We start from the raw sequence: 21,962 nt of genomic DNA, 5'->3' as shown, positions 1-21,962 counted from the left end.
CCGAGCGGTCGGGCCGCACGCGTTCCGGCGGGGACCTCTCCCCTCGGAACGCCACCCCGCGCCGGTTCTCTCGTTGATGGGACAACCGCCGTACGCAGGGGAGCGCCGTCCGATGCCGAACACCCGCAGAACCCAGCACCTGGTCCTCATCGGGATGCTGCTCATCGCCGTGGCCTTCACCGGACTCCAGCTGACAGCGGTCACCGGACGGGCCTCGCCCGACACCAAGAACTACCTCTCCTACGCCCTGAGCCTCAGTGGTGAGAGCCGGGAGGAGGCGGGCCGGCGGGCCATCGCCTACTCCTGCGACAGCGGGCAGCGCGCACCCCTGTCCACCATCCCCTGGACCAGCAGGAAGGCGGCGGGGGAGACAGAGGGCGCATGCGTACGCCGACTGACCGACTCGGTCGCCCACTGGTCCCGTAACGGCAACACCTCGGGAATGACCGCGCCGTTCGCGAACCACCGGTTCATGGCCATCTTCGAGGCCCGCCCCGGCTACCCGCTCCTCCTCGTCCCCTTCCTGACCCTCTTCGGCGTGGTGTGGGGCCTCTGGCTCGCCGGGCTGGCCGTCGCGCTGGCGGGGAGTGTCTGCGTTCTGCTCGCCCTCCGCTGCTCGGGCGCCTCCTGGCGTGCGGGACTGGCCGGTCAGGCGCTGTATCTCGCCCTGCCCACCGGCACCGTCGCCATGAACCCGCTCAGCGACGGGCTCACCCTCGCCCTGGGCACGGCGGTCGTCCTCGGCTGTGTCCTGCTGCTGCGGGACCGGCCGCGCCTCGGTGCGGCGCTCGTCGCGGGCGGGCTGGCCCTGATGTTCCCGGTGCGCTACTCGCAGGCCCTGCTGCTGGCGGCCGCGCTGGCGGCCGGGTTCACGCTCTGGTGGGGGTGGTGCCGCCTGAGGGGGCAACCGGTGGCCCGTACCGGCGCGGCGGCCGTCCTGTGCGGGGGCCTGGCGGCCTCGATCTACGCGGGCGTCCACCTCCCGTCCTGGCCGACGGGCCAGGACAGCGCCCAGGATCTGCTGACCCACCACTACCGGCGCCCCGACCTGCCGAACCCCTGGCCCGAGTTCTTCGCTCAGGAGTGGGTCTTCTGGACGGCCTGGCTGGGCCGCCAGGCCACGTACCCCGTTCTTCCCGCCCTGCTCGCACTCTCGGCCTGGGCGCTGCTGCGGCGGCGCTCCGTGGTGCTGCCCGTGGCCCTGGCGGCAGGCGCGGCGGGCCTCCTCAACCAGGCGGGCCACCCGAACCTGGCCCAACTTCTCGGCTACCGCCTGATCGTGTTCGTCTGGCTGCTGCCCGTGCTGGCGATCCCGCTGCTCCTGGACCGGCAGCCCCGGCCGGGGCCGGCCCGGCCGGACGCCTCGGTGACCGACGCGGATCAGGGGCCGCGCCAGACATTGGCGAAGGCCGTGTTCTCGATGGTCCGCCGCTGACGTACGGCCTCCAGCTCCATCACCGCGTCGTGAACGGCGGCGACCACGGTGGTCACCGTCTCGTCGTCGAGGCGGAGTTCGTCGTCGGGCGGTCCGCCGTCGAGGCCCACGACCGACGCGAGGGCGGCCAGGACGGGTTCCCCCTCCTCCCGGCGGCCGACGGCCCGGCGGCGGCCGGGCGTATCCACCAGCTCCACGTGCTTCGGGCCGAAGGGCAGCCGGCCGCTCCTCCGCTGCGTCAGCTCGCCGTCCGCTTCCAGGGCGTCCTGGTAGGTGGCCGACAGATCCCGGCCGCGGCGCCACAGCCAGTCCTCGATCCGCTCGTAGGGGGGTTGCGGGGTGATCAGCCCCGCGGCCTCGCCGAGCAGCCGATCGTCCGGCGCGGACGCCCCGCCCGGCACGATGCGGTCGTCGTCCACGGTGACGGCTCCCGCACCGATGAGATCGAGCAGCTCGGCTCCCGCGAGTGCGAGCGACAGGTCGCCCTGCCCCACGGTGTGTTCCGGCGCCGGGTCCATCGCGATGATGAACAGGTCTTTCGCCGTGGTCATGAACGGCTCCCCTCAAGAGCGTCGGCCGAGGACGGGACCCCACCGGCCGAGACCGGCCCGGGGCCGGATCGGCGGCGAGGTGACTGCCACGACCAGTATCGCCCCCCGCCCCTGATCCGCGGTGCTCACCTTCTCCCACGCCTCGATCGCTCGCACCGACGACCGTCCGGTCCAGCCCGTCGGGAACGCCGCGGACGCCTCCGCCGTTGTCTCCGAGTTCGCCGTCGTCCTCCCGGTCACGGTGGTGGTGGCGCCCCGAGTACGGGACGGGGGGTACGGGCCGAGCAGGCGACGGCGGTCACGGAACAGGGGGGAACGGCACATTGAACGCCAAGGGGTTGATCGCGGGGGTCCGGCGGGGGGACGCCGAGGCGGTGACCGCGCTGCTGGGGGCGGGGGCGGCCCCGGACACGGCCACGGAGGACGGCCTGCCGGTGCTGTGCCTGGCGGTCGGCGCCTATCACGTCGCCGTGGCCGAGGCTCTGGTCGAGGGCGGCGCGAACCCGGACCGCAGGCTTCCGGACGGCACGACCCCGCTGGTACGGGCCATCGACGGAGGCTCTCCGGCGATGGTGAAGGCCGTGCTGGGCCGGGAACCCCGCCTGCGCCTCCCGGAGGCCGAACGGCAGCACCTGCTCTCCCTGGCCCGGGACCGGTACGAGCGGGGCGCGGAAGCCGGGCTCCGGAGCAGGACGAGCGGGACCGGCCCCGTGCACCGGGCCCGGGTGAAGGACGACGAGTACGACCACGTGACGCAGCTGACGCTGGAAGGCGCCACGGTCCGCGCCGGGCACGGTGCGATCCTGACCGATCTGGAGTGGGCCTTCCGCGTCCTGACGCCCGTGGACGAGCTGGTGGCCAGGGCCGTGGCGCAGCCGGACGCGGACCACGTCGACTGGTCGTCCGCCCGATGGGTCCTCAGCGAACGCCGCAGCAAGGAGACCTGGTCCGCCGTCGCGGCGCACCGCCACAGCCCGCATCCGGAGTGCCGTCGCTTCGCCCTCGACGTCCTCCGCTGGTACGAGCTGACGCGGTCGAGCCGGCGGAACTCCTACAGGAAGGAGACGGCGGAGCTGCTCGAAGCCTGGGCCGACGGGGGCGAGGACGACCCGGCCGTCCTCGCGGAGGTGCTCAACGTCCTGAGCGAGACGGAGCACCGGGCGACGGACGCGGTGGGACTGCGCTACGCCGACCACCCGGACCCGCGCGTCCGCGCGGAGGTCCCCGACCTCCTGCTCAGCCGGGATGTGCCTGGCACCGTCCTCGGCGCGGCGGCCCGGGCCGCCCTGCTGGAGCTCGCCGGGGACGGGCACGGGACGGTGCGCGCCGGGGCCGGCCGGGCTCTGGTCGCGGCTCATGACGGCGGCGCCGAGGTCACGGACGCCATCGTCGCGCTGCTCCAGGATCCGGCGGCCGATGTGCGGGCCCTCACCGCCGAGGCTGTCGCGGACGGCGCGGACCGTACGGTCGCCGTCGCCGACGCCCTGGTGGCCCTGCTCGACGAGGACGACCTGGGGACGCGGCTCAACGCCGCCTACGGCCTCCTGCGCCGGAACGACCCGCGTACCGGGGAGGCGATCGAACGCGTGGGGTCCCACATGCGCCCCGGCTACGAGCACGACCACCGCCTCGCCGCGTTCTGGAGATGGGAGTGGGCCCGGGAGGACCGCCCGGAGGCCCGCTCCGCCGAGCGGTGAGCCCCCTCCCGGAGCCCTGCCGCCGGCTGCGGTTCCGCGCCGCGCACATCGCTCGCAGCGATTCGCGGGGAGCGGGCCTCGGAACGGCGTCCACGCACACCGCCCATCGGACGACGGCGTGATCCGCGGTCGACGACTTCGCCCCGGAGGCGTTCCCGCAGTACGTCCGCCGTCATGTTTCCGCATGTCCCCGACTTGGTGGCCATCACCGTGGTTCTGAGCGCCCCCGTCCTTCCCGATGTCGCCTTCTTGGCCGCCCGACGATCACTCATTGCATAAAAGTGCGGCGCTGCGTATAGTCATGCCATCAACGAGGAGGGTCACCGATGGTCGTACGTGCAGCAGTGGCAGGAGCGAGCGGATACGCCGGCGGTGAGCTGCTCCGCCTCCTGCTGGCGCACCCCGACGTCGAGATCGGTGCGCTCACCGCTCACTCCAACGCCGGACAGGCCCTCGGCCCGCTCCAGCCGCATCTGCGGCCGCTGGCCGACCGGGTGCTGGAGCCCACCACCGCCGAGGCCCTCGCCGGGCACGACGTCGTCTTCCTCGCTCTGCCGCACGGGCAGTCCGCCGCCGTCGCCGAGCGGCTCGGGGACGAGGTGCTCGTGGTGGACATGGGGGCCGACTTCCGGCTGAAGGACGCCGGGGACTGGGAGAAGTTCTACGGGTCCCAGCACGCCGGGACCTGGCCCTACGGGCTGCCCGAGCTGCCGGGCGGGCGGGACGCGCTCGCCGGGTCGCGGCGGATCGCGGTGCCCGGGTGCTACCCGACCGCCGTGTCCCTCGCGCTCTTCCCGGCGTACGGAGCGGGCATCGCCGAGCCGGAGGCCGTGATCGTCGCCGCGTCCGGCACCTCGGGTGCGGGCAAGGCCGCCAAGCCGCATCTGCTCGGCTCCGAGGTGATGGGGAACATGACCCCGTACGGCGTCGGTGGCGGGCACCGCCACACGCCCGAGATGATCCAGAACCTCAGCGCCGCCGCCGGTGAGCCGGTCACCGTCTCCTTCACGCCCACCCTCGCCCCCATGCCGCGCGGCATCCTCGCCACGTGCAGCGCGAAGGCGAAGCCCGGCGTGAGCACGGGGAGCCTGCGCGCGGTCTACGGGAAGGCGTTCGCGGACGAGCCGTTCGTGGACCTCCTGCCCGAGGGGCAGTGGCCCGCCACCGCCTCGGTGTACGGGTCCAACGCCGTACAGGTCCAGGTCGCGTACGACGAGGCCGCCGGGCGGATCGTCGTCGTCGCCGCCATCGACAACCTCGCCAAGGGCACCGCGGGCGGTGCCCTCCAGAGCATGAACATCGCCCTCGGACTCCCCGAGGACACAGGTCTTTCGACGATCGGAGTCGCACCGTGAGCGTCACGGCAGCACAGGGATTCTCGGCGGCGGGCATCGCCGCGGGGATCAAGGAGAGCGGTAACCCGGACCTGGCCCTCGTGGTCAACCACGGGCCCCGTCGCGCCGCCGCGGGCGTCTTCACCTCCAACCGCGTCAAGGCCGCCCCCGTGCTCTGGTCGGAGCAGGTCCTCAAGGGCGGCGAGGTCACCGCCGTCGTCCTCAACTCCGGCGGCGCCAACGCCTGTACGGGGCCCAAGGGCTTCCAGGACACCCACGCCACCGCCGAGAAGGTCGCCGAGGTGCTGGACGGGCACAGCGCGGGCGAGGTCGCCGTCGCCTCCACCGGGCTCATCGGCATCCTGCTCCCCATGGACAAGCTGCTTCCCGGCATCGAGCAGGCGGCCGCGGCCCTCAGCGAGCACGGCGGTGAGAAGGCCGCGATCGCCATCAAGACCACCGACACCGTGCACAAGACGGCCGTCGCGGGCGGCGAGGGCTGGACGGTGGGCGGTATGGCCAAGGGTGCGGGCATGCTCGCCCCGGGCCTGGCCACCATGCTCGTCGTCCTCACCACCGACGCCGATGTGGAAGCCCCCGTGCTGGACGCCGCGCTCCGCGACGCCACCCGGACCACCTTCGACCGGGTCGACTCCGACGGCTGCATGTCCACCAACGACACCGTGCTGCTGCTCGCCTCCGGCGCCAGCGGCATCACGCCGGAGCGGGGCGCGTTCGCCGAGGCCGTCCGGGCCGTCTGCGCCGACCTCGCCCGGCAGCTCATCGGGGACGCCGAGGGCGCCTCCAAGGACATCCGGATCGAGGTGATCAACGCGGCCACCGAGGACGACGCCGTCGAGGTCGGCCGGTCCATCGCCCGCAACAACCTCCTCAGGTGCGCCATCCACGGCGAGGACCCCAACTGGGGCCGTGTCCTCTCCGCCATCGGCACGACAAAGGCGGCCTTCGAGCCGGACCGGCTCAACGTCGCCATCAACGATGTCTGGGTCTGCAAGAGCGGCCAGGTGGGCGAGGACCGCGACCTCGTCGACATGCGCTACCGGGAGGTCAAGATCACAGCCGACCTCGCCGCGGGCACCGAGTCCGCGGTCATCTGGGCCAACGACCTCACCGCGGACTACGTCCACGAGAACAGCGCGTACAGCTCATGAGCGCCGCGCGGAAGCACACCGCACTCCCGAAGGCGCAGATCCTCATCGAGGCGCTGCCCTGGCTGACCCGGCACAACGGCAAGACCGTCGTCATCAAGTTCGGCGGCAACGCCATGATCGACGAGGAGCTGAAGGCCGCCTTCGCCCAGGACGTCGTCTTCCTGCGCCACGCCGGCCTCAAGCCCGTCGTCGTGCACGGCGGCGGCCCCCAGATCAGCGCTCAGCTCGACAAACAGGGCCTGGTCAGCGAGTTCAAGGCCGGGCTGCGGGTCACCACCCCCGAGGCGATGGACGTCGTACGGATGGTGCTCGCCGGACAGGTCCAGCGCGAGCTGGTCGGTCTCCTCAACCAGCACGGCCCGCTCGCCGTCGGCATGACCGGCGAGGACGCCCACACCATCACCGCCACCCAGCACCGGCCCACCATCGACGGCGAATCCGTCGACATCGGCCGGGTCGGCGAGATCACCGCCATCGACACCGGGGCCATCCAGGCGCTGCTGGACGACGGCCGCATCCCGGTCGTCTCCTCCATCGCCCGCTCCGCCGACGACCACCACGTCTACAACGTCAACGCCGACACCGCGGCCGCCGCGCTCGCCGCCGCCCTGGGCGCCGAGACGCTGATGGTCCTCACGGACGTCGAAGGGCTCTACGAGGACTGGCCCAACAGCGACGACGTGATCAGCCGGCTCACCGCCAGCCAGCTGGAGAAGTTGCTGCCCGAGCTGTCCAGCGGCATGGTCCCCAAGATGCAGGGCTGTCTGCACGCCGTGCGCAAGGGCGTCGAGACCGCCCGCGTCATCGACGGCCGGGTCCAGCACTCGATCCTGCTGGAGATCTTCACCGACGAGGGCATCGGCACCATGGTCGTGCCGGACGCCTCCACCGACACACAGGCAGCCGGCGTACGGACAACCGACGCACACCAGCAGCAGGGGGAATCATGACCGGCACCGGAGCCGAAGGGCTCACCTCGCGCTGGCAGGGCGCGCTGATGGACAACTACGGCACCCCCCGCCTGCCCCTGGTCCGCGGCGAGGGCGCCCACGTCTGGGACGAGGACGGCAACCGCCACCTCGACTTCGTCGGCGGGATCGCGGTCAACGCCCTCGGCCACGCCCATCCCGCCGTCGTCGAGGCCGTCTCCACCCAGGTGGCCTCCCTCGGCCACGTATCGAACCTGTTCATCGCCGAGCCGCCCGTCGCGCTCGCCGAGCGGCTGCTCCAGCTGTTCGGCCGCGAGGGCCGGGTCTTCTTCGCCAACTCCGGCGCGGAGGCCAACGAGGCCGCCTTCAAGATCGGCCGGCTCACCGGGCGCACCCACATGGTCGCCACCGACGGTGGCTTCCACGGCCGGACGATGGGTGCGCTCGCCCTCACCGGACAGCCGGGGAAGCAGGAGCCGTTCCGCCCGCTCCCCGGTGACGTCACCCATGTCCCGTATGGGGACGTGGACGCCCTGCGGGCGGCGGTGACCACCGACACCGCCCTCGTCATCATCGAGCCGATCCAGGGCGAGAACGGTGTCGTCGTGCCGCCCAAGGGCTATCTGGAAGCCGCCCGGGAGATCACCCGAGCGACCGGGACCCTGCTGGTCCTGGACGAGGTGCAGACCGGGATCGGGCGCTGCGGCCAGTGGTTCGAGCACCAGGCCCACCAGGGCGTCGAGCCCGACCTCGTCACCCTCGCCAAGGGGCTCGGCGGCGGTCTGCCGATCGGTGCGACCGTCGCGTTCGGACCGGCGGCGGACCTGCTGAAGCCGGGTCACCACGGCACGACGTTCGGCGGGAACCCGGTCGCCTGCGCCGCCGGACTGGCGGTCCTGGACACCCTCGCGGCCGACGGCGTGCTCGACGACGTCAAGCGGCTCGGCGAGAAGATCCGCGACGGAGTCGAGGCGCTGGGCCACCCGCTCGTATCCCATGTCCGCGGCAGCGGCCTGCTGCTGGGTATCGTGCTCACCGGACCCCTCGCACCGCAGGTGCAGCAGGCGGCCCAGGGAGCCGGCCTCCTGGTGAACGCGCCCGCCCCCGATGTCGTACGGCTCATGCCGCCGCTGATCATCGGTGACGCGGAGGTGGACGCGTTCCTGGAGATCCTGCCGAGCGCTCTCGACGCGGCACACGGGGACGGACGATCCGGAGCATGACCCTCCGGAGAATGAGGCGACGACGATGACCGAGGCGCAGGAAACCGAGCACGGCGGACCGTCCGTGCCGCAGACCCGCACCGCCCGCCACCGCCGGATCGTGGACATCCTGAACCGGCAGCCGGTCCGCTCGCAGAGCCAGCTGGCCAAGCTGCTCGCCGACGACGGGCTGAGCGTCACTCAGGCGACGCTCTCCCGCGACCTCGACGAGCTGGGCGCGGTGAAGATCCGCAACACCGGCGGCGAGCTGATCTACGCGGTGCCCAGCGAGGGCGGATTCCGCACCCCGCAGGCCCCGTTGGGCGGCTCGGCCAAGGAGGAGCGGATGCGCAGACTCTCGGCCGAACTGCTCATCTCGGCCGAGGCGTCGGCCAATCTCGTGGTGCTCCGTACGCCGCCGGGCGCGGCCCAGTTCCTCGCCTCGGCGATCGACCAGGCCGAGCTGCACGACATCCTCGGCACCATCGCGGGTGACGACACGCTGATGCTCATCAGCCGCGACCCGAACGGCGGCCAGGCGCTCGCCGACCATCTGCTGAGGCTCGCTCAGAACGACCGCTGAGCTGTTCCGTCGGAACGACCGCTGCGCGGTCCCGTTCAGTAGCGCGTGATCGCGGTCGGGCCCGATGAGGTCCCGACCGCGATGTGCGGGCGCCGCTCCGGCTCGGCCCAGGCCAGGATCCGGGCCATCGCCTCCGCGGGGACCGAGACGCATCCGGCCGTCGCCCCGCGCCCGTTCACATGCAGGAAGATTCCGGCGCCCCGGCCGCGTACGGGCCCGTCGTAGTTGAAGCCGATGACCAGCGCCCGGGCGTACTGCGTGCCGTAGGTGACCAGGTGCTCGGCCTCGTCCGCCCGGCAGTCGGCGGGGCGCGGCTCCACCCACCGGTTGTACGCGCGCGAGGCGTTGTCCTGGCACCACCAGGAGTCCTCGGTCACCTTCCGGTACGGGTACGTCGTGCCCGCCGGGGCCTCCTCGATGCCGAAGGCGTACGGCAGGTCGTACAGGCCGGTCGGCGTGGTGCTGGTGCCCTGCTCACGGGCCGACCCCTCGGCCAGCCCGTTCGCCCCGAACCGCGCGGGCGCGGAACCGGCCTTCGTCCATCTGCCGCCGCGCCGCTCCCACCAGGTCACCGTGCCCGTCGTGGACCCCGTGTCCGGGGCCTCGGCGGTGATGAGCTGGGAGCCGCCCCCCGTGTCCGCCATCCGGTACGGCAGGGGAGGCGGCGTGCCGGCGGGGGCGGCCCCGAGGGAGCCGGTGGCCAGGGTGAGGAGCACGGCGAAGGTCAGCAGAGGTCGGCGCATGCTCCGGACCGTACGGCGGCCGGGGGCGACGGCCCACCGGACCTGCTCCGTACGGCCCAGCGGCTCACTCCGGCAGGGATGCCCCGTCGTCAGGGGCGGCAGCGGGATGGGCAACCGCTACAGTCCGTCAATACGCTCGTACGTTTGTCCCATGGGCCGATTATCAACTCCGCCCGATCTCGTGGTGCCGCCCCGCCGCCCGCAGCAGCCGCTGCGCCGCCACCCGCACCGCGCGCGGCCGCTCGGGCGCGGTGCGTTCGCGCAGCAGGGCCTCCGGAATCCCGGCGGCCTCCGGCAGCAGGGCCCGGGTCGCCGCCCGCACCACGGCCGGGCTCGGGTCGTCCAGCGACGGCGTCAGCCGCTCCCGGACCACTTCGTCCAGCGCGCGCAGCCCGGTGATCGCGTGCAGGCGCACGGCGGGCAGCGGGTGCTCCACCAGATCCCACAGCGTCCCGGCGTCCGCCGCGCGGTTCCCGCACTCGCCCAGACCCGCCGCCGCTCCCGGATGCGCGGCGGGCTCGGCGCACAGGGCCCGGTACAGGGGGAGTGGGTCGATGCCGCCCTGCCGCAGGACGTAACGCGCGCAGGCCCGCACGACGCAGGAGCGGTCGGCCAGGAACGGCCGCGCCTCGCCGGGCCGCCCCGCCCGCCGCAACGCGGTCACTCCGGCAGCGCGCACCCGGGCGGCGCGGGCTGTCAGCAGCCGGTCCAGCGCGGCGGCCCCGGACTCCGCCCCGCTCGCGTCCGCGGACCCGGCCAAGGTGGCGACGGCGGCCTCCGCGCAGAGGTCCTGGAGCGTGACGTCACCGCAGGTCGCGGCCGTGGCGGCCAGCTCCACCGCAGTCAGCAGCCCGCGCTCCACCGCGATCCGGTACGCCAGCCGGTACGTGGTCCGGTCCCGGTGCGACATCAGTGCCACGACATCCGCCGCCGGGCCCTTTCGAAGCGCGCGCTCCAGCAGCGCGCGGGCGTATCCGCCCTGAGTGCGCCGGGACAGCAGCAGGATCAGCTCCGCGAGCGGAAGCAGCTCGCCCCCGGGCAGCCGCACCACGGCCTCCCGGGCCTTCTCCTCGCTGCTGTTCACGTGGGCCTCCCATCGTCAGCTGCCGATGCTGGATGCCGACCGGCCCAGGAGCACCGCCATTTCCACCGCCCTGACCTGGAGCTTTGACAAGTCATACGGAGGTCTGCATAGTTATGCCTACCAGTGAATGCACCGTTAGGAGAAACCCGTGACCGAGCGCGTCGTACTCGCCTACTCGGGCGGCCTGGACACCTCCGTCGCCATCGGCTGGATCGCCGAGGAGACGGGCGCCGAGGTCATCGCCGTCGCCGTGGACGTCGGACAGGGCGGCGAGGACCTGGACGTCATCCGCAAGCGCGCGCTCGCCTGCGGTGCGGTCGAGGCCGAGGTCGCGGACGCCAAGGACGAGTTCGCCGAGGAGTTCTGCCTCCCGGCGATCAAGGCCAACGCCCTCTACATGGACCGCTACCCGCTGGTCTCGGCCCTCTCCCGGCCGACGATCGTCAAGCACCTCGTCGCCGCCGCCAAGAAGCACGACGCCCAGATCGTCGCCCACGGCTGCACCGGCAAGGGAAACGACCAGGTCCGCTTCGAGGCCGGTATCTCCGCGCTCGGCCCCGACCTGACGTGCATCGCCCCGGTCCGCGACTACGCGATGACCCGGGACAAGGCGATCGCCTTCTGCGAGGAGAAGAACCTCCCGATCGCGACCACCAAGAAGTCCCCGTACTCCATCGACCAGAACGTCTTCGGGCGCGCCGTCGAGACGGGCTTCCTGGAGGACATCTGGAACGCCCCGATCGAGGACATCTACGAGTACACCGCCGACCCCGCCACCCCGCGCGAGGCCGACGAGGTCGTCATCTCCTTCAAGGAGGGCGTGCCCGTCGCCATCGACGGCCGTCCCGTCACCGTCCTCCAGGCGATCCAGCAGCTCAACGAGCGGGCCGGGGCCCAGGGCATCGGCCGGATCGACATGGTCGAGGACCGGCTCGTGGGCATCAAGTCCCGTGAGGTGTACGAGGCCCCCGGCGCGATCGCGCTGATCACCGCCCACCAGGAGCTGGAGAACGTCACCGTCGAACGCGAGCTGGCCCGCTACAAGCGGCAGGTCGAGCAGCGCTGGGGCGAGCTGGTCTACGACGGCCTGTGGTTCTCGCCGCTCAAGCGCGCGCTGGACGGCTTCATCGACGAGGCCAACCAGCACGTCACCGGCGACATCCGGATGACCCTGCACGCGGGCCGGGCCGTCGTCACCGGCCGGAAGTCCGAGGAGTCGCTGTACGACTTCAACCTCGCCACCTACGACTCGGGCGACACCTTCGACCAGTCAAAGGCGCAGGGCTTCATCGAGATCTTCGGCCTCTCCTCGAAGATCGCGGCCAAGCGCGACCTCGCCTGACCTCTTCGCCGTACAGCCGCCTCCCTGCCCCTGCGCGGCGTGGAGGAGGCCGCATATTCGCACCCTTGCCCATGAGGAGCACGCAGTGAGCAGCAACAACGGTGACGTCCGGCTCTGGGGCGCCCGGTTCGCCGACGGACCGGCCGAGGCCCTGGCCAGGCTGTCGGCCTCCGTCCACTTCGACTGGCGGCTCGCGCCGTACGACATCGCCGGCTCCCGCGCCCACGCGCGCGTCCTCAACAAGGCGGGCCTCCTCACCGAGGACGAGCTGACCCGGATGCTCGCCGGGCTCGACCGGCTCGAAGCCGACGTCACGGACGGCTCGTTCACCGGAACCATCGCCGACGAGGACGTCCACACCGCCCTGGAACGCGGACTGCTGGAGCGCCTCGGCCCCGACCTCGGCGGCAAGCTGCGGGCCGGACGGTCGCGCAACGACCAGATCGCCACCCTCTTCCGGATGTACCTGCGCGACCACGCCCGGATCATCGGCGGCCTGCTCGCCGAGCTTCAGGGCGCGCTGGTCGGCCTCGCCGAGGCCCACCCGGACGTGGCGATGCCGGGCCGCACCCACCTCCAGCACGCCCAGCCCGTGCTCTTCGCCCACCATGTGCTGGCCCATGTGCAGTCCCTGTCCCGGGACGCCGAGCGGCTGCGCCAGTGGGACGAGCGCACGGCCGTCTCCCCGTACGGCTCCGGGGCGCTCGCCGGGTCCTCGCTCGGGCTCGACCCCGAGGCGGTCGCCGCCGACCTGGGCTTCGAGCACGGCTCGGTCGCCAACTCCATCGACGGCACCGCCTCGCGGGACTTCGTCGCGGAGTTCGCGTTCATCACCGCGATGATCGGTGTGAACCTCTCCCGGATCGCGGAGGAGGTCATCATCTGGAACACGAAGGAGTTCTCCTTCGTCACCCTGCACGACGCCTTCTCCACCGGCTCCTCGATCATGCCGCAGAAGAAGAACCCCGACATCGCCGAGCTGGCCCGGGGCAAGTCCGGTCGCCTCATCGGCAATCTGACCGGCCTGCTCGCCACGCTCAAGGCGCTCCCGCTCGCGTACAACCGGGACCTCCAGGAGGACAAGGAGCCCGTCTTCGACTCCTGCGACCAGCTGGAGGTCCTGCTGCCCGCCTTCACCGGCATGATGGCCACCCTCACCGTCAACCGCGAGCGCATGGAGGAGCTGGCCCCGGCGGGCTTCTCGCTCGCGACCGACATCGCGGAGTGGCTGGTCAAACAGGGCGTCCCCTTCCGGGTGGCGCACGAGGTGGCGGGTGCCTGCGTGAAGGAGTGCGAGCAGCACGGCATCGAGCTCGACCAGCTCACCGACGAGCAGTTCGCCACGATCTCCCAGCACCTCACCCCCGAGGTCCGCACCGTCCTCAACGTGCGCGGCGCCCTCGCCTCCCGCAGCGGCAGGGGCGGCACCGCTCCCTCCGCCGTCGCGGTGCAGCTGGCCGAGGTGAAGCGGGACCTGGAGGTCCAGACCGACTGGGCGGCCGCCCGCTCGTAGGACACCACAGCCGTACGCACGGTGCCGTCACAGGTGCACGAAAGGCGTCGCGGGCTACGTTGACCGGGGTAGGAGTATCCGCAACCGACCCCGAGGAGCCCGCGATGCCCTTCACCGCCCTGGCCACCGCGACGACCCCGACCGCCCACATCGGACTGGGCCTCGCAGCCGTCGGGAGGCCCGGATACATCAACCTCCACCGCGACCGGGACCTGCCGGAAGGCCGGGACGCGGAGGCCCTGCGCGCCCGTACGCACGAGCTGCTGGACGCGGCGTACGCACAGGGCGTCCGATACGTCGACACGGCCCGCTCCTACGGCCGCGCCGAGGAGTTCCTCGGTGAGTGGCTGGACGCCCGGCCCTCCTTCACCGACCTCGTCGTCGGCTCCAAGTGGGGGTACACCTACACCGCCGACTGGAGCATCGAGGCCGAGGTCCACGAGGTGAAGGACCACAGCCTCGCCACCTTCGAGCGGCAGCGCGCCGAGACCCGCGAACTCCTCGGTGACCGGCTCGACCTCTACCAGATCCACTCGCTCACCCCCGACAGCCCGGCCCTCGCCGACAAGGAGCTCCACGAACGCCTGGCCGCACTCGCCGCCGAGGGGGTCGCCGTCGGGTTCTCCACCAGCGGCCCCGCCCAGGCGGACGCCATCCGGGCCGCGCTCGCCGTCACGGTCGACGGCGATCCCCTCTTCCGTACCGTCCAGGCCACCTACAACGCCCTGGAGACCTCGGCCGCCCCCGCTCTCGCCGAGGCCCACGACGCCGGGCTCACCGTGATCGTCAAGGAGGGCATGGCCAACGGGCGGCTCGCCGGGGACGAGGCCCCCGCCGTCTTCCAGGAGATCGCCGCCGACGCGGGAGTGGGCGGCGACGCGGTGGCCCTGGCGCTCGTCCTGCACCAGCCGTGGGCCGGGGTCGTCCTCTCCGGCGCCGCCACGGTCACCCAGCTCGCCGGAAACCTGCACGCCCCCGTCGTCGACCTCGACGAGGAGCAGCGGGCCCGGCTGGACGCCCTGGTCGAGGACCCGGAGGCCTACTGGCGGCACCGCGCGACCCTGCCCTGGCACTGAACCGAGGCGCGGCCCCCGTCAGGGGCTCGTGAGGACCACCAGCCGCTGCGTCGCCCGGGTCATCGCGACATAGCGGTCCACCGCCCCCTCGATCCCCGCGCCGAACGCCTCCGGGTCCACGAGCACGACCAGGTCGAATTCGAGTCCCTTCGCCAGCTCCGGGCTCAGCGACCGCACGCGGGCCGTCCCCCGGAACGCGGGGGCGCCGATGACACAGGCCGTCCCCTCGGCGTGCTCCGCGAGCCAGGCACCGAGGACCGCGTCCAGGTCCCGGGCGGAACCGCGGGCGACGGGGAGGCCGCCGGCGCGGACGGACGCCGGCACGTTGGCATCCGGCAGCACGGCCCGGATCACCGGCTCGGCCTCGGCCATGATCTCCCGCGGCGTCCGGTAGTTGATGCTCAGGGAGGCCAGGGTGATCCGGTCGAGCCCGACCCGCTCCAGCCGCTCCCGCCACGGCTCGGTGAACCCGTGCCGGGCCTGTGCACGGTCCCCGACGATCGTGAAGCTCCGGGACGGGCAGCGGGCCAGCAGCATCTGCCACTCGGTGTCGGTCAGCTCCTGCGCCTCGTCCACGACGATGTGGGCGAACGGCCCGGCGAGCAGGTCGGGCGCGATACCGCCCGCCCCTTCCGCGTCGTCCAGGGAGTTCCTCAGGTCCTGGCCGTGCAGCATCATCAGCGCGCCCTCCCCGTCCGCGTCCGCCTCGGCCAGGGTCTCGTCGGCGAGCAGACTGTCGATGACCTGGGCCATCCGCTCGCGCTCCGCGGCGGCGGCCGCCTCCCGCCGACGCCTGCGCCCCGAAGCCTCCGGGTCCCCGAGCCGCTGCCGTGCCGCGTCCAGGACCGGCAGGTCGGACACCGTCCAGGCCTGCGGGTTCGCCCGCTGCAACCTCCGTACGTCCTCGGGGCTCAGCCAGGGCGCGCACTTACGCAGATACGCGGGCACCGACCACAGGTCCCCGACGAGATCCGCCGCCTCGATCAGGGGCCAGGCCCGGTCGAAGGCCGCGAGCAGCTCCCGGTTCTGCCGCAGGGACGCCCGCAGCTGCTCCTCGGGGGCATCGCCGTCGTGCTTGTCCACGAGGATCGTGAGCAGCTCGTCCCAGATCCGGTCGCGCGCCTCGTTGTGCGGAGTGCCGGGGTCGGCCGCCTCGAACGCCGAGGCCCAGTCGGCTGGGCCCAGCCGGATGTCGGACCAGTGCGTCTCCACCCGCAGCTCCGTGGCGGGCGGCTCCTCGTAGAACCGGACGGCGGGCTCGATCGCCTTCACCAGGTCCGCGGACGCCTTGAGGCGAGCCACTTCCGGATCGGTCTCGACTCCTGCCCCGGCCCCCTCGGCGACGAGGTCTTGCAGGGTGCAGGTCTGGACGCCCTCCTCTCCCAGGCTCGGGAGCACATCGGCGACGTACCCCAGATAGGGCCGGGACGGGCCGATGAACAGCACCCCGCCCCGGCGGTGACCGAGGCGCGGATCGGAGTGGAGGAGATACGCGGAGCGGTGCAGGGCGACGACGGTCTTCCCCGTGCCCGGGCCGCCGTCCACGACCAGAGCGCCCCGGGAGCCCGCCCGGATGATGGCGTCCTGGTCGGCCTGGATGGTGCCGAGCACATCGCGCATCCGGGCCGAGCGGTTGTCGCCCAGGCCCGCGATGAAGGCCGACTGGTCGTCGAGCGCGGCATGCCCGGCCAAGGCGTCCGCCGTGAACACCTCGTCCCAGTAGTCGATGATCCGGCCGCCGGTCCAGCGGTACCGGCGGCGGCTCGCCAGCCCCATCGGGTTGGCGTGGGTGGCTCCGAAGAACGGTTCGGCGGCGGGGGAGCGCCAGTCGATCAGCAGTCGGCGGCCCGTGCTGTCGGTGAGGCCGAGCCGTCCGACGTAGACCGGGGCGGAGCCGTCCGCACCGGCCATGTGCCCGAGGCACAGGTCCACGCCGAAGCGGCGCAGGGTGCGCAGCCGGGTGCTGAGCCGGTGGATCTCCGCGTCCCGGTCCATCGCCTGACGGCCGCCGCCGCCCGGTGCCCTGCGTTCGGCGTCGAGGCGCTCGGACAGCTCGGCGATCGACGCCTCCAGACACCGGGCGATGGCGGCGAAGTGGTGCTCGTCGTCGGCGACCAGGGCCGGGTCGGCCTTGGCGGCGAGGCGGTCGGGGAGGTTGAAGGCACTGGTGGTGGTCAGGGGTCTCACGTCGTCAGTTCCGATCTCACGTTCGTACGTACAAGGCGGCCTTCCCCGGCCTGTCCCGGCTCTGTGGGCGCGGCGGTGCTTCAGCCCGCGGGTGCGCCGAACCACCGCGCCAGCGCGTCCGGCAGCCCCGCCGGGTCCTGCCCGGCCCAGGCCACATGGCCGTCGGGCCGCAGCAGCACGGCGGGCACGTCCAGCTCCTCCGCGCGGTCGACCACGTGGTCGACCCGGTCCTCCCAGCCCGCCGCCGACAGCTCGCCGGTCCGGTCGAGCAGCAGTCCGCGGCCCCCGTGCATCAGCTCGTACAGGCGGCCCCGCTTCAGTGTCAGGTCCCGCATGCGGCGGCCGAGGAGTTCGTGTCCCTCGCCCAGGTCGTAGTGGACGTCGACCGCGGTGACCATGCCGGTCAGGTAGCGGTTCACCTCCTCGAAGTCCATCAGCCGCGAGAGCAGTTCCCGCAGCGCGGTCGCACCGGCGTCCGTGCCGAGCAGCTTCATCTGCGCCCGGGTGTTGTCCAGCACCCGGGCGCCCACCGGGTGCCGCTCGGCGTGGTAGCTGTCCAGCAGTCCGTCCGGCGCCCAGCCGTTGACCTCGGCCGCCAGCTTCCAGCCGAGGTTGAACGCGTCCTGCACACCGAGGTTGAGCCCCTGCCCACCGGTCGGCGGGTGGATGTGGGCCGCGTCCCCGGCCAGCAGCACCCGGCCGACCCGGTAGCGCTCGGCCTGCCGGGTGGCATCGCCGAACCGGGACAGCCAGCGGGGCGAGTGGACGCCGAAGTCGGTGCCCGCCACGGCCCGCAGCCGCTGCCGGAACTCCTCCAGGGTCGGTGCGGCCGCCCGGTCCTCGGCCACCTCGGCGGCGGGCACGATGACGCGGAAGGTGCCGTCCCCGTTGGGGATGGTGCCGAAGCGCAGGTGCGTCCGGCGAACCTCCTCGACGACGGCGGCGACCGTCTCCTGGTCCTCGGCCATCTCCATGTCGCCGAGCAGCGTCTCGGCCGTGGCGGGTTCGCCGGGGAAGGCGACGCCGAGCTGCCTGCGCACGGTGCTGCGGCCGCCGTCGCACCCGACGAGGTACCGGGAGCGCAGCCGCGTGCCGTCCGCCAGCTCGACGGTGACCCCGTCGGCGGCGGACTGGATCAGCCCGGTCACTTCGCAGCCGCGCCGGATCTCGGCGCCGAGCTCGACGGCCCGCTCGCGGAGCAGCCGTTCGGTGACCGGCTGGAGGGTTGACAGGCCGTACGGGTGCGCGGTGTCCAGCCGCTCCGGCCACGGCTTCTGGATGCCGCCGAAGAACCCGCCGACCTGGAACGTCTCGCTCACCGCGAGGAACCGGTCCAGCAGCCCCCGCTGGTCCATCACCTCGACGCTGCGCACATGCAGGCCGCGCCCCCGGGACTCCCGGGTCGGCTCGGTCAGCTTCTCCAGGACGACCGTGCGCACTTCGGCCAGCCGCAGCTCGCAGGCCAGCATCAGCCCGGTGGGGCCACCTCCGACGACGATTACGTCTGCGTCTGCGTCTGCGTCTACGCCTGCGTCGATCATCACTGTTCCGCCCCTGTCGACGTCGAATTTCTGGAAGCCACCGGTGTATCCGGGCTTCGGCCGACGATTCTGCGGCCTTTGGGGGGCCTTGCCGCAAGACCCCCCATGCGCTATAAGTTGAGAGTGGCAAGGAGTGGGTTCGCCCCCTGCCGACAAGGAGTGGGTTCACCTCCTGTCCGATCCCGCCGCTCGTTCCGGCACCCTCCCCGCGCGTGACCGTCGCCGCGTCCCCCCCCCGTATCTCCTCAGGGTCGTTCGTGACCCCGGGCCCCTTCAGCACCGGGACCTTCACGACCTCTCAATGAGACATTGATGTCTCACATGGGTTATGGTCGTCTCATGACTCTCGACCGTGAGCAGGTGCTGCGCAGCGCCGCCGCCCTGCTGTCCCACAAATCGACCGCCACCATGGACGAGGTCGCCAGGGCAGCCGGTATCGGCCGGGCCACCCTCCACCGCCACTTCGCCGGGCGCGACGCCCTGGTGAAGGCGCTGGAGGATCTCGGCATCCAGGAGTTCGAGGCAGCCCTCGACGCCGCCCGGCTCGACGAAGGCGCCTCCGATGAGGCCCTGCGCCGTCTCATCGCCGCCGTCGAGCCCAGTGCCGGACTCCTCTCCTTCCTCGTCAACGAGAACCAGCTCTTCGAGGGCGACGAGGTCAACGAGGGCTGGAACCGGGCCGACGCCCGTGTCTCCGCCTTCTTCCGCCGTGGCCAGGAGCGCGGCGAATTCCGTATCGACCTCACCCCCGCCTGGCTGACCGAGGCCCTCTACGGGCTCGTCGGCACCGGCGCCTGGGCCGTCCAGGTGGGACGGGTCGCCGCACAGGACTTCCAGTACATGGTCGTCGAGCTGCTGCTCGGCGGAGCCCGCCGGAGCGTGGAGCAATGACCAGCATCGACCAGCACCCGAAGACCGCGGACGAGGTACGCCGCCCGGGGCGGTGGATCGCGCTCGCCGTGCTCGTCCTCGCCGTGCTGCTGGTGGCCGTCGACGCCACCGTACTGGGGCTCGCCACCCCGTTCCTCAGCGAGGACCTCGCGCCCACCGGCACCCAGCTGCTCTGGATCGGTGACGTCTACTCCTTCGTCATCGCCGGACTGCTCGTCTCGATGGGCAGCCTCGGCGACCGCATCGGCCGCAAGAAGCTGCTGCTGGTCGGTGCCGTGGCGTTCGGCGCGGTGTCCGTGCTCAACGCGTACGCGACCACGCCCGAGATGATGATCGTGGCCCGGGCCCTGCTCGGGGTCGCGGGCGCCACCCTGATGCCGTCCACCCTCGCCCTGATCCGCAATCTGTTCCACGACCCGCGCGAGCGGAGCCTCGCCATCGGTATCTGGGGCGCGATGGCCTCGGCGGGCGCGGCCGTGGGCCCGGTCGTCGGCGGATTCCTGCTGGAGCACTTCTGGTGGGGCTCGGTCTTCCTGATCAACCTGCCCGTGATGGCCGTGCTCGTGGTCGTCGGCGTCAAGCTGATCCCGGAGTCCAAGAACCCGGCCCCCGGCCCGTGGGACATGCTCAGCGTCGGGCTCTCCCTGGTCGGCATGATCGGCGTCGTGTACGCCATCAAGGAGACGGCCTCGCACGGGCTGAGCTGGGAGTCCGGTGCGGCAGCCGTCCTCGGAGCCGTCGCGCTCACCTGGTTCGTGCGCAGGCAGCTGAGGCTGCCCGCGCCCCTCCTGGACATGCGGCTCTTCCACCACCGGGGCTTCTCCGGCGCGGTCCTCGCGGACCTGCTGACCATCCTCGGCCTGTCCGGTCTGGTCTTCTTCCTCTCCCAGTTCCTGCAACTGGTGCAGGGCCGGGGGCCGCTGGAGGCGGGGCTCGCCGAACTGCCCGCGGCCATCGGCGCGGTGACCGCCGGTCTGCTGGCCGGATTCGCCGCCCGCCGGTTCTCGGTGCGCTCGGTCGTGGCGGGCGGACTCGGCGCGGTCGGTCTCGCGCTCGGCACGGTGACCCTGCTCGACCAGCACACCGGCTATCCGCTGCTGGGCTCCATGCTGCTGGTCGTCGGTGTCGGCGCCGGATTCTCCTTCACCGTCACCGCCGACGTCATCCTCTCCAGCGTCCCCAAGGAGCAGGCGGGCTCCGCCTCCGCGGTCTCCGAAACGGCGTACGAACTCGGCGCGGCCCTCGGCATCGCTCTGCTCGGCTCCATCGTCACCGGCGTCTACCGGGGCTTCCCGACCCCGGCCGGCACCCCCGCCGACGCCGAGTCGGCCGCCCACGAATCGCTGGGGGGAGCCGTCGAGGCCGCCACGGCGCTGCCCGCCGCCCAGGCCGGCCCGCTGGTCTCCGCGGCGCAGGAGGCGTTCGTCGACGGGCTGCGGTCCGCCGCGGGCGTCGGTGCGGCAGTGCTGCTCGCGGCGGCCGTCGCCTCCTGGTTCCTGCTGCGGGGTCAGAAGCTGGAAGACGGCATCGAGCACCCGTAGCCGTGGCCGTTCACAGAGAAGGGCCCGCACCCCGTTCCGGGTGCGGGCCCTTCCGCGTACCAGGCTCTACGCGCTCAGGCGGCCTTGGCCTTCGTCGCGTACATGTCCACGTACTCCTGGCCGGACAACCGCATCACCTCGGACATCACCGAGTCGGTCACCGCCCGCAGCACATAGCGGTCGCGGTCCATGCCCTCGTAGCGCGAGAACTCCATCGGCTCGCCGAAACGCACCGTCACCTTGCCCGGCCGGGGCAGCCCGGCGCCGCCCGGCTGGAGCTTGTCGGTCCCGATCATCGCGAACGGGACCACCGGGGCGCCCGTCATCAGGGTCAGCCGCGCGATGCCCGTACGGCCCCGGTAGAGACGGCCGTCGGGGGAGCGGGTGCCCTCCGGGTAGATCGCGAAGGCCTGGCCCTCCTCCAGCACCCGGCGCCCGGTCATCAGCGCCGCGACACCGCCCCGGCCGCCGTCCCGGTCCACCGGGATCATGCCGGCACCGGTGAAGAACCAGGCCATCAGCCGGCCCTTGAGGCCCTTGCCCGTGACGTACTCGTCCTTGCCGATGTAGAACACCGGCCGGTCGACGCAGACCGGCATGACCATCGAGTCGATGAAGGTGAGGTGGTTGCCCGCGAGGATCACCGGCCCGGTCCCGGGGATGTTCTCGACGCCCTCCACCTGTGGGCGGAACATCAGGCGCAGAATCGGTCCGAGCACTGCCTTGAAGACCGTGAGACGGGACAACGGGTTCCTCCGGTGTGGTGGCCGGGCCGGCCGCGGTGGACTGGATGGGGTGGAACGGGCGGTGGCCGGAGCCGACGGGCGATGGTGGTGCAGGTGAGGACGATACTCGCGGGTATGAGCTGATCGCACATCGGGTTCACGTAGCGGATACGCGGTGTTGACGCGTGTTTCCGCCATGTTGGCCGTCGATCCGCCCTCCCGTACGCCTTCCAGCCTACGATCGGGCCTCGTTCGACCGGTCCCGGACATCACCGAGCGAGGAGCATTCATGACGGAGCGTGCGCGCACGACCCCCGGCCGACGGACCCTGCTGGGCGCCGCCGTCCTCGGCACGGCGGCCCTGGGGCTGCCCGGCGCGGCCCACGCCGCCGGGCACGGCGGCGGCCACGGGCGCG

General features: G+C 72.5%; 18 protein-coding genes. 12 read left to right on the top strand and 6 right to left on the bottom strand.

Annotated features, from left to right (window positions below):
• Positions 1 to 112: 112 nt before the first annotated feature.
• Positions 113 to 1,435, top strand: a complete 1,323-nt coding sequence (locus CIB93_RS23680) for a hypothetical protein (protein WP_257002326.1) — start codon at positions 113 to 115, stop codon at positions 1,433 to 1,435.
• Here the strand turns inward: CIB93_RS23680 and CIB93_RS23675 are convergent.
• The gene (locus CIB93_RS23675; protein WP_096629643.1) at positions 1,381 to 1,986 is read right to left on the bottom strand and encodes a GPP34 family phosphoprotein; all 606 of its coding nucleotides are present in this window, start codon (positions 1,984 to 1,986) and stop codon (positions 1,381 to 1,383) included. The two genes, CIB93_RS23680 and CIB93_RS23675, sit on opposite strands and share 55 nt — an antisense overlap.
• 323 nt (positions 1,987 to 2,309) lie before the next feature.
• On the opposite strand from CIB93_RS23675, the gene CIB93_RS23670 reads away from it, so the two are divergent.
• From CIB93_RS23670 to CIB93_RS23645, 6 genes are all read left to right on the top strand, one after another.
• Positions 2,310 to 3,683 carry an ankyrin repeat domain-containing protein gene (locus CIB93_RS23670; protein ID WP_096629641.1) on the top strand — a complete coding sequence of 458 codons (1,374 nt, stop codon included), beginning with the start codon at positions 2,310 to 2,312 and terminating at the stop codon, positions 3,681 to 3,683.
• 326 nt (positions 3,684 to 4,009) lie between these two features.
• Positions 4,010 to 5,038, top strand: coding sequence for an N-acetyl-gamma-glutamyl-phosphate reductase (argC, locus tag CIB93_RS23665; RefSeq protein WP_096629640.1), 1,029 nt, complete (start codon positions 4,010 to 4,012; stop codon positions 5,036 to 5,038).
• Positions 5,035 to 6,189: a bifunctional glutamate N-acetyltransferase/amino-acid acetyltransferase ArgJ gene (gene argJ, locus CIB93_RS23660; RefSeq protein WP_096629639.1), complete on the top strand. Its 1,155-nt coding sequence runs from the start codon at positions 5,035 to 5,037 to the stop codon at positions 6,187 to 6,189. The genes argC and argJ overlap by 4 nt, the downstream gene beginning before the upstream one ends.
• Positions 6,186 to 7,139 (top strand): acetylglutamate kinase, encoded by a 954-nt coding sequence (gene argB, locus CIB93_RS23655; RefSeq protein ID WP_096629637.1) that lies wholly within the window; start codon positions 6,186 to 6,188, stop codon positions 7,137 to 7,139. The genes argJ and argB overlap by 4 nt, the downstream gene beginning before the upstream one ends.
• The gene (locus CIB93_RS23650; RefSeq protein ID WP_096629636.1) at positions 7,136 to 8,341 is read left to right on the top strand and encodes an acetylornithine transaminase; all 1,206 of its coding nucleotides are present in this window, start codon (positions 7,136 to 7,138) and stop codon (positions 8,339 to 8,341) included. Before argB ends, CIB93_RS23650 begins: the two co-directional genes overlap by 4 nt.
• 25 nt (positions 8,342 to 8,366) lie before the next feature.
• On the top strand, positions 8,367 to 8,903 hold the full coding sequence (locus CIB93_RS23645; RefSeq protein WP_019764598.1) for an arginine repressor: 537 nt from the start codon (positions 8,367 to 8,369) through the stop codon (positions 8,901 to 8,903).
• A 35-nt stretch (positions 8,904 to 8,938) separates the two neighbouring features.
• On the opposite strand, the gene CIB93_RS23640 is transcribed toward CIB93_RS23645, so the two are convergent.
• Both CIB93_RS23640 and CIB93_RS23635 read right to left on the bottom strand, forming a co-directional pair.
• On the bottom strand, positions 8,939 to 9,646 hold the full coding sequence (locus tag CIB93_RS23640; RefSeq protein WP_096629695.1) for a L,D-transpeptidase: 708 nt from the start codon (positions 9,644 to 9,646) through the stop codon (positions 8,939 to 8,941).
• Between the two features lie 163 nt (positions 9,647 to 9,809).
• Entirely contained in the window at positions 9,810 to 10,730 is a 921-nt protein-coding gene (locus CIB93_RS23635) for a hypothetical protein (protein WP_257002325.1), read from the bottom strand.
• Positions 10,731 to 10,878: 148 nt separating this feature from the next.
• Between CIB93_RS23635 and CIB93_RS23630 the strand changes: the two genes are divergently transcribed.
• The 3 genes from CIB93_RS23630 (at position 10,879) to CIB93_RS23620 (ending at position 14,661) form a co-directional block, all read left to right on the top strand.
• Positions 10,879 to 12,072 carry an argininosuccinate synthase gene (locus tag CIB93_RS23630; protein WP_096629634.1) on the top strand — a complete coding sequence of 398 codons (1,194 nt, stop codon included), beginning with the start codon at positions 10,879 to 10,881 and terminating at the stop codon, positions 12,070 to 12,072.
• A gap of 85 nt (positions 12,073 to 12,157) precedes the next feature.
• The gene (gene argH / locus CIB93_RS23625; RefSeq protein ID WP_096629633.1) at positions 12,158 to 13,585 is read left to right on the top strand and encodes an argininosuccinate lyase; all 1,428 of its coding nucleotides are present in this window, start codon (positions 12,158 to 12,160) and stop codon (positions 13,583 to 13,585) included.
• 104 nt (positions 13,586 to 13,689) lie between these two features.
• Positions 13,690 to 14,661 (top strand): aldo/keto reductase, encoded by a 972-nt coding sequence (locus tag CIB93_RS23620; RefSeq protein ID WP_096629631.1) that lies wholly within the window; start codon positions 13,690 to 13,692, stop codon positions 14,659 to 14,661.
• A gap of 18 nt (positions 14,662 to 14,679) precedes the next feature.
• Here the strand turns inward: CIB93_RS23620 and helR are convergent, their stop codons facing one another.
• Both helR and rox read right to left on the bottom strand, forming a co-directional pair.
• Complete coding sequence (gene helR / locus CIB93_RS23615; protein WP_096629630.1) at positions 14,680 to 16,848, bottom strand: RNA polymerase recycling motor ATPase HelR; 2,169 nt, start codon at positions 16,846 to 16,848, stop codon at positions 14,680 to 14,682.
• An 80-nt stretch (positions 16,849 to 16,928) separates the two neighbouring features.
• Complete coding sequence (rox, locus tag CIB93_RS23610) at positions 16,929 to 18,389, bottom strand: rifampin monooxygenase (protein ID WP_096629628.1); 1,461 nt, start codon at positions 18,387 to 18,389, stop codon at positions 16,929 to 16,931.
• A 339-nt stretch (positions 18,390 to 18,728) separates the two neighbouring features.
• On the opposite strand from rox, the gene CIB93_RS23605 reads away from it, so the two are divergent.
• Positions 18,729 to 19,280: a TetR/AcrR family transcriptional regulator gene (locus CIB93_RS23605; RefSeq protein WP_096629627.1), complete on the top strand. Its 552-nt coding sequence runs from the start codon at positions 18,729 to 18,731 to the stop codon at positions 19,278 to 19,280.
• Entirely contained in the window at positions 19,277 to 20,821 is a 1,545-nt protein-coding gene (locus CIB93_RS23600; RefSeq protein WP_096629625.1) for an MFS transporter, read from the top strand. The genes CIB93_RS23605 and CIB93_RS23600 overlap by 4 nt, the downstream gene beginning before the upstream one ends.
• Before the next feature lie 74 nt (positions 20,822 to 20,895).
• Here CIB93_RS23600 and CIB93_RS23595 read toward each other — a convergent pair whose 3' ends face one another.
• A complete protein-coding gene (locus CIB93_RS23595; RefSeq protein WP_096629624.1) occupies positions 20,896 to 21,567 on the bottom strand; it encodes a 1-acyl-sn-glycerol-3-phosphate acyltransferase in 672 nt (223 codons plus the stop codon).
• Between the last annotated feature and the right edge of the window lie 395 nt (positions 21,568 to 21,962).

The sequence above is a fragment of the Streptomyces sp. WZ.A104 genome, assembly GCF_002382885.1.
Lineage (GTDB): Bacteria > Actinomycetota > Actinomycetes > Streptomycetales > Streptomycetaceae > Streptomyces.
Note: the sequence above shows the minus strand (reverse complement) of the source record. Positions and strands in the feature narration are given on the sequence as shown.

Bases quoted from the DNA above. Each gene is read 5' to 3' on its own strand.
- CIB93_RS23680 (WP_257002326.1), top strand. From the start codon at position 113: ATGCCGAACACCCGCAGAACCCAGCACCTGGTCCTCATCGGGATGCTG.
- CIB93_RS23675 (WP_096629643.1), bottom strand. From the start codon at position 1,986: ATGACCACGGCGAAAGACCTGTTCATCATCGCGATGGACCCGGCGCCG.
- argC (WP_096629640.1), top strand. From the start codon at position 4,010: ATGGTCGTACGTGCAGCAGTGGCAGGAGCGAGCGGATACGCCGGCGGT.
- argB (WP_096629637.1), top strand. From the start codon at position 6,186: ATGAGCGCCGCGCGGAAGCACACCGCACTCCCGAAGGCGCAGATCCTC.
- CIB93_RS23650 (WP_096629636.1), top strand. From the start codon at position 7,136: ATGACCGGCACCGGAGCCGAAGGGCTCACCTCGCGCTGGCAGGGCGCG.
- CIB93_RS23645 (WP_019764598.1), top strand. From the start codon at position 8,367: ATGACCGAGGCGCAGGAAACCGAGCACGGCGGACCGTCCGTGCCGCAG.
- CIB93_RS23640 (WP_096629695.1), bottom strand. From the start codon at position 9,646: ATGCGCCGACCTCTGCTGACCTTCGCCGTGCTCCTCACCCTGGCCACC.
- CIB93_RS23620 (WP_096629631.1), top strand. From the start codon at position 13,690: ATGCCCTTCACCGCCCTGGCCACCGCGACGACCCCGACCGCCCACATC.
- rox (WP_096629628.1), bottom strand. From the start codon at position 18,389: ATGATCGACGCAGGCGTAGACGCAGACGCAGACGCAGACGTAATCGTC.
- CIB93_RS23605 (WP_096629627.1), top strand. From the start codon at position 18,729: ATGACTCTCGACCGTGAGCAGGTGCTGCGCAGCGCCGCCGCCCTGCTG.
- CIB93_RS23600 (WP_096629625.1), top strand. From the start codon at position 19,277: ATGACCAGCATCGACCAGCACCCGAAGACCGCGGACGAGGTACGCCGC.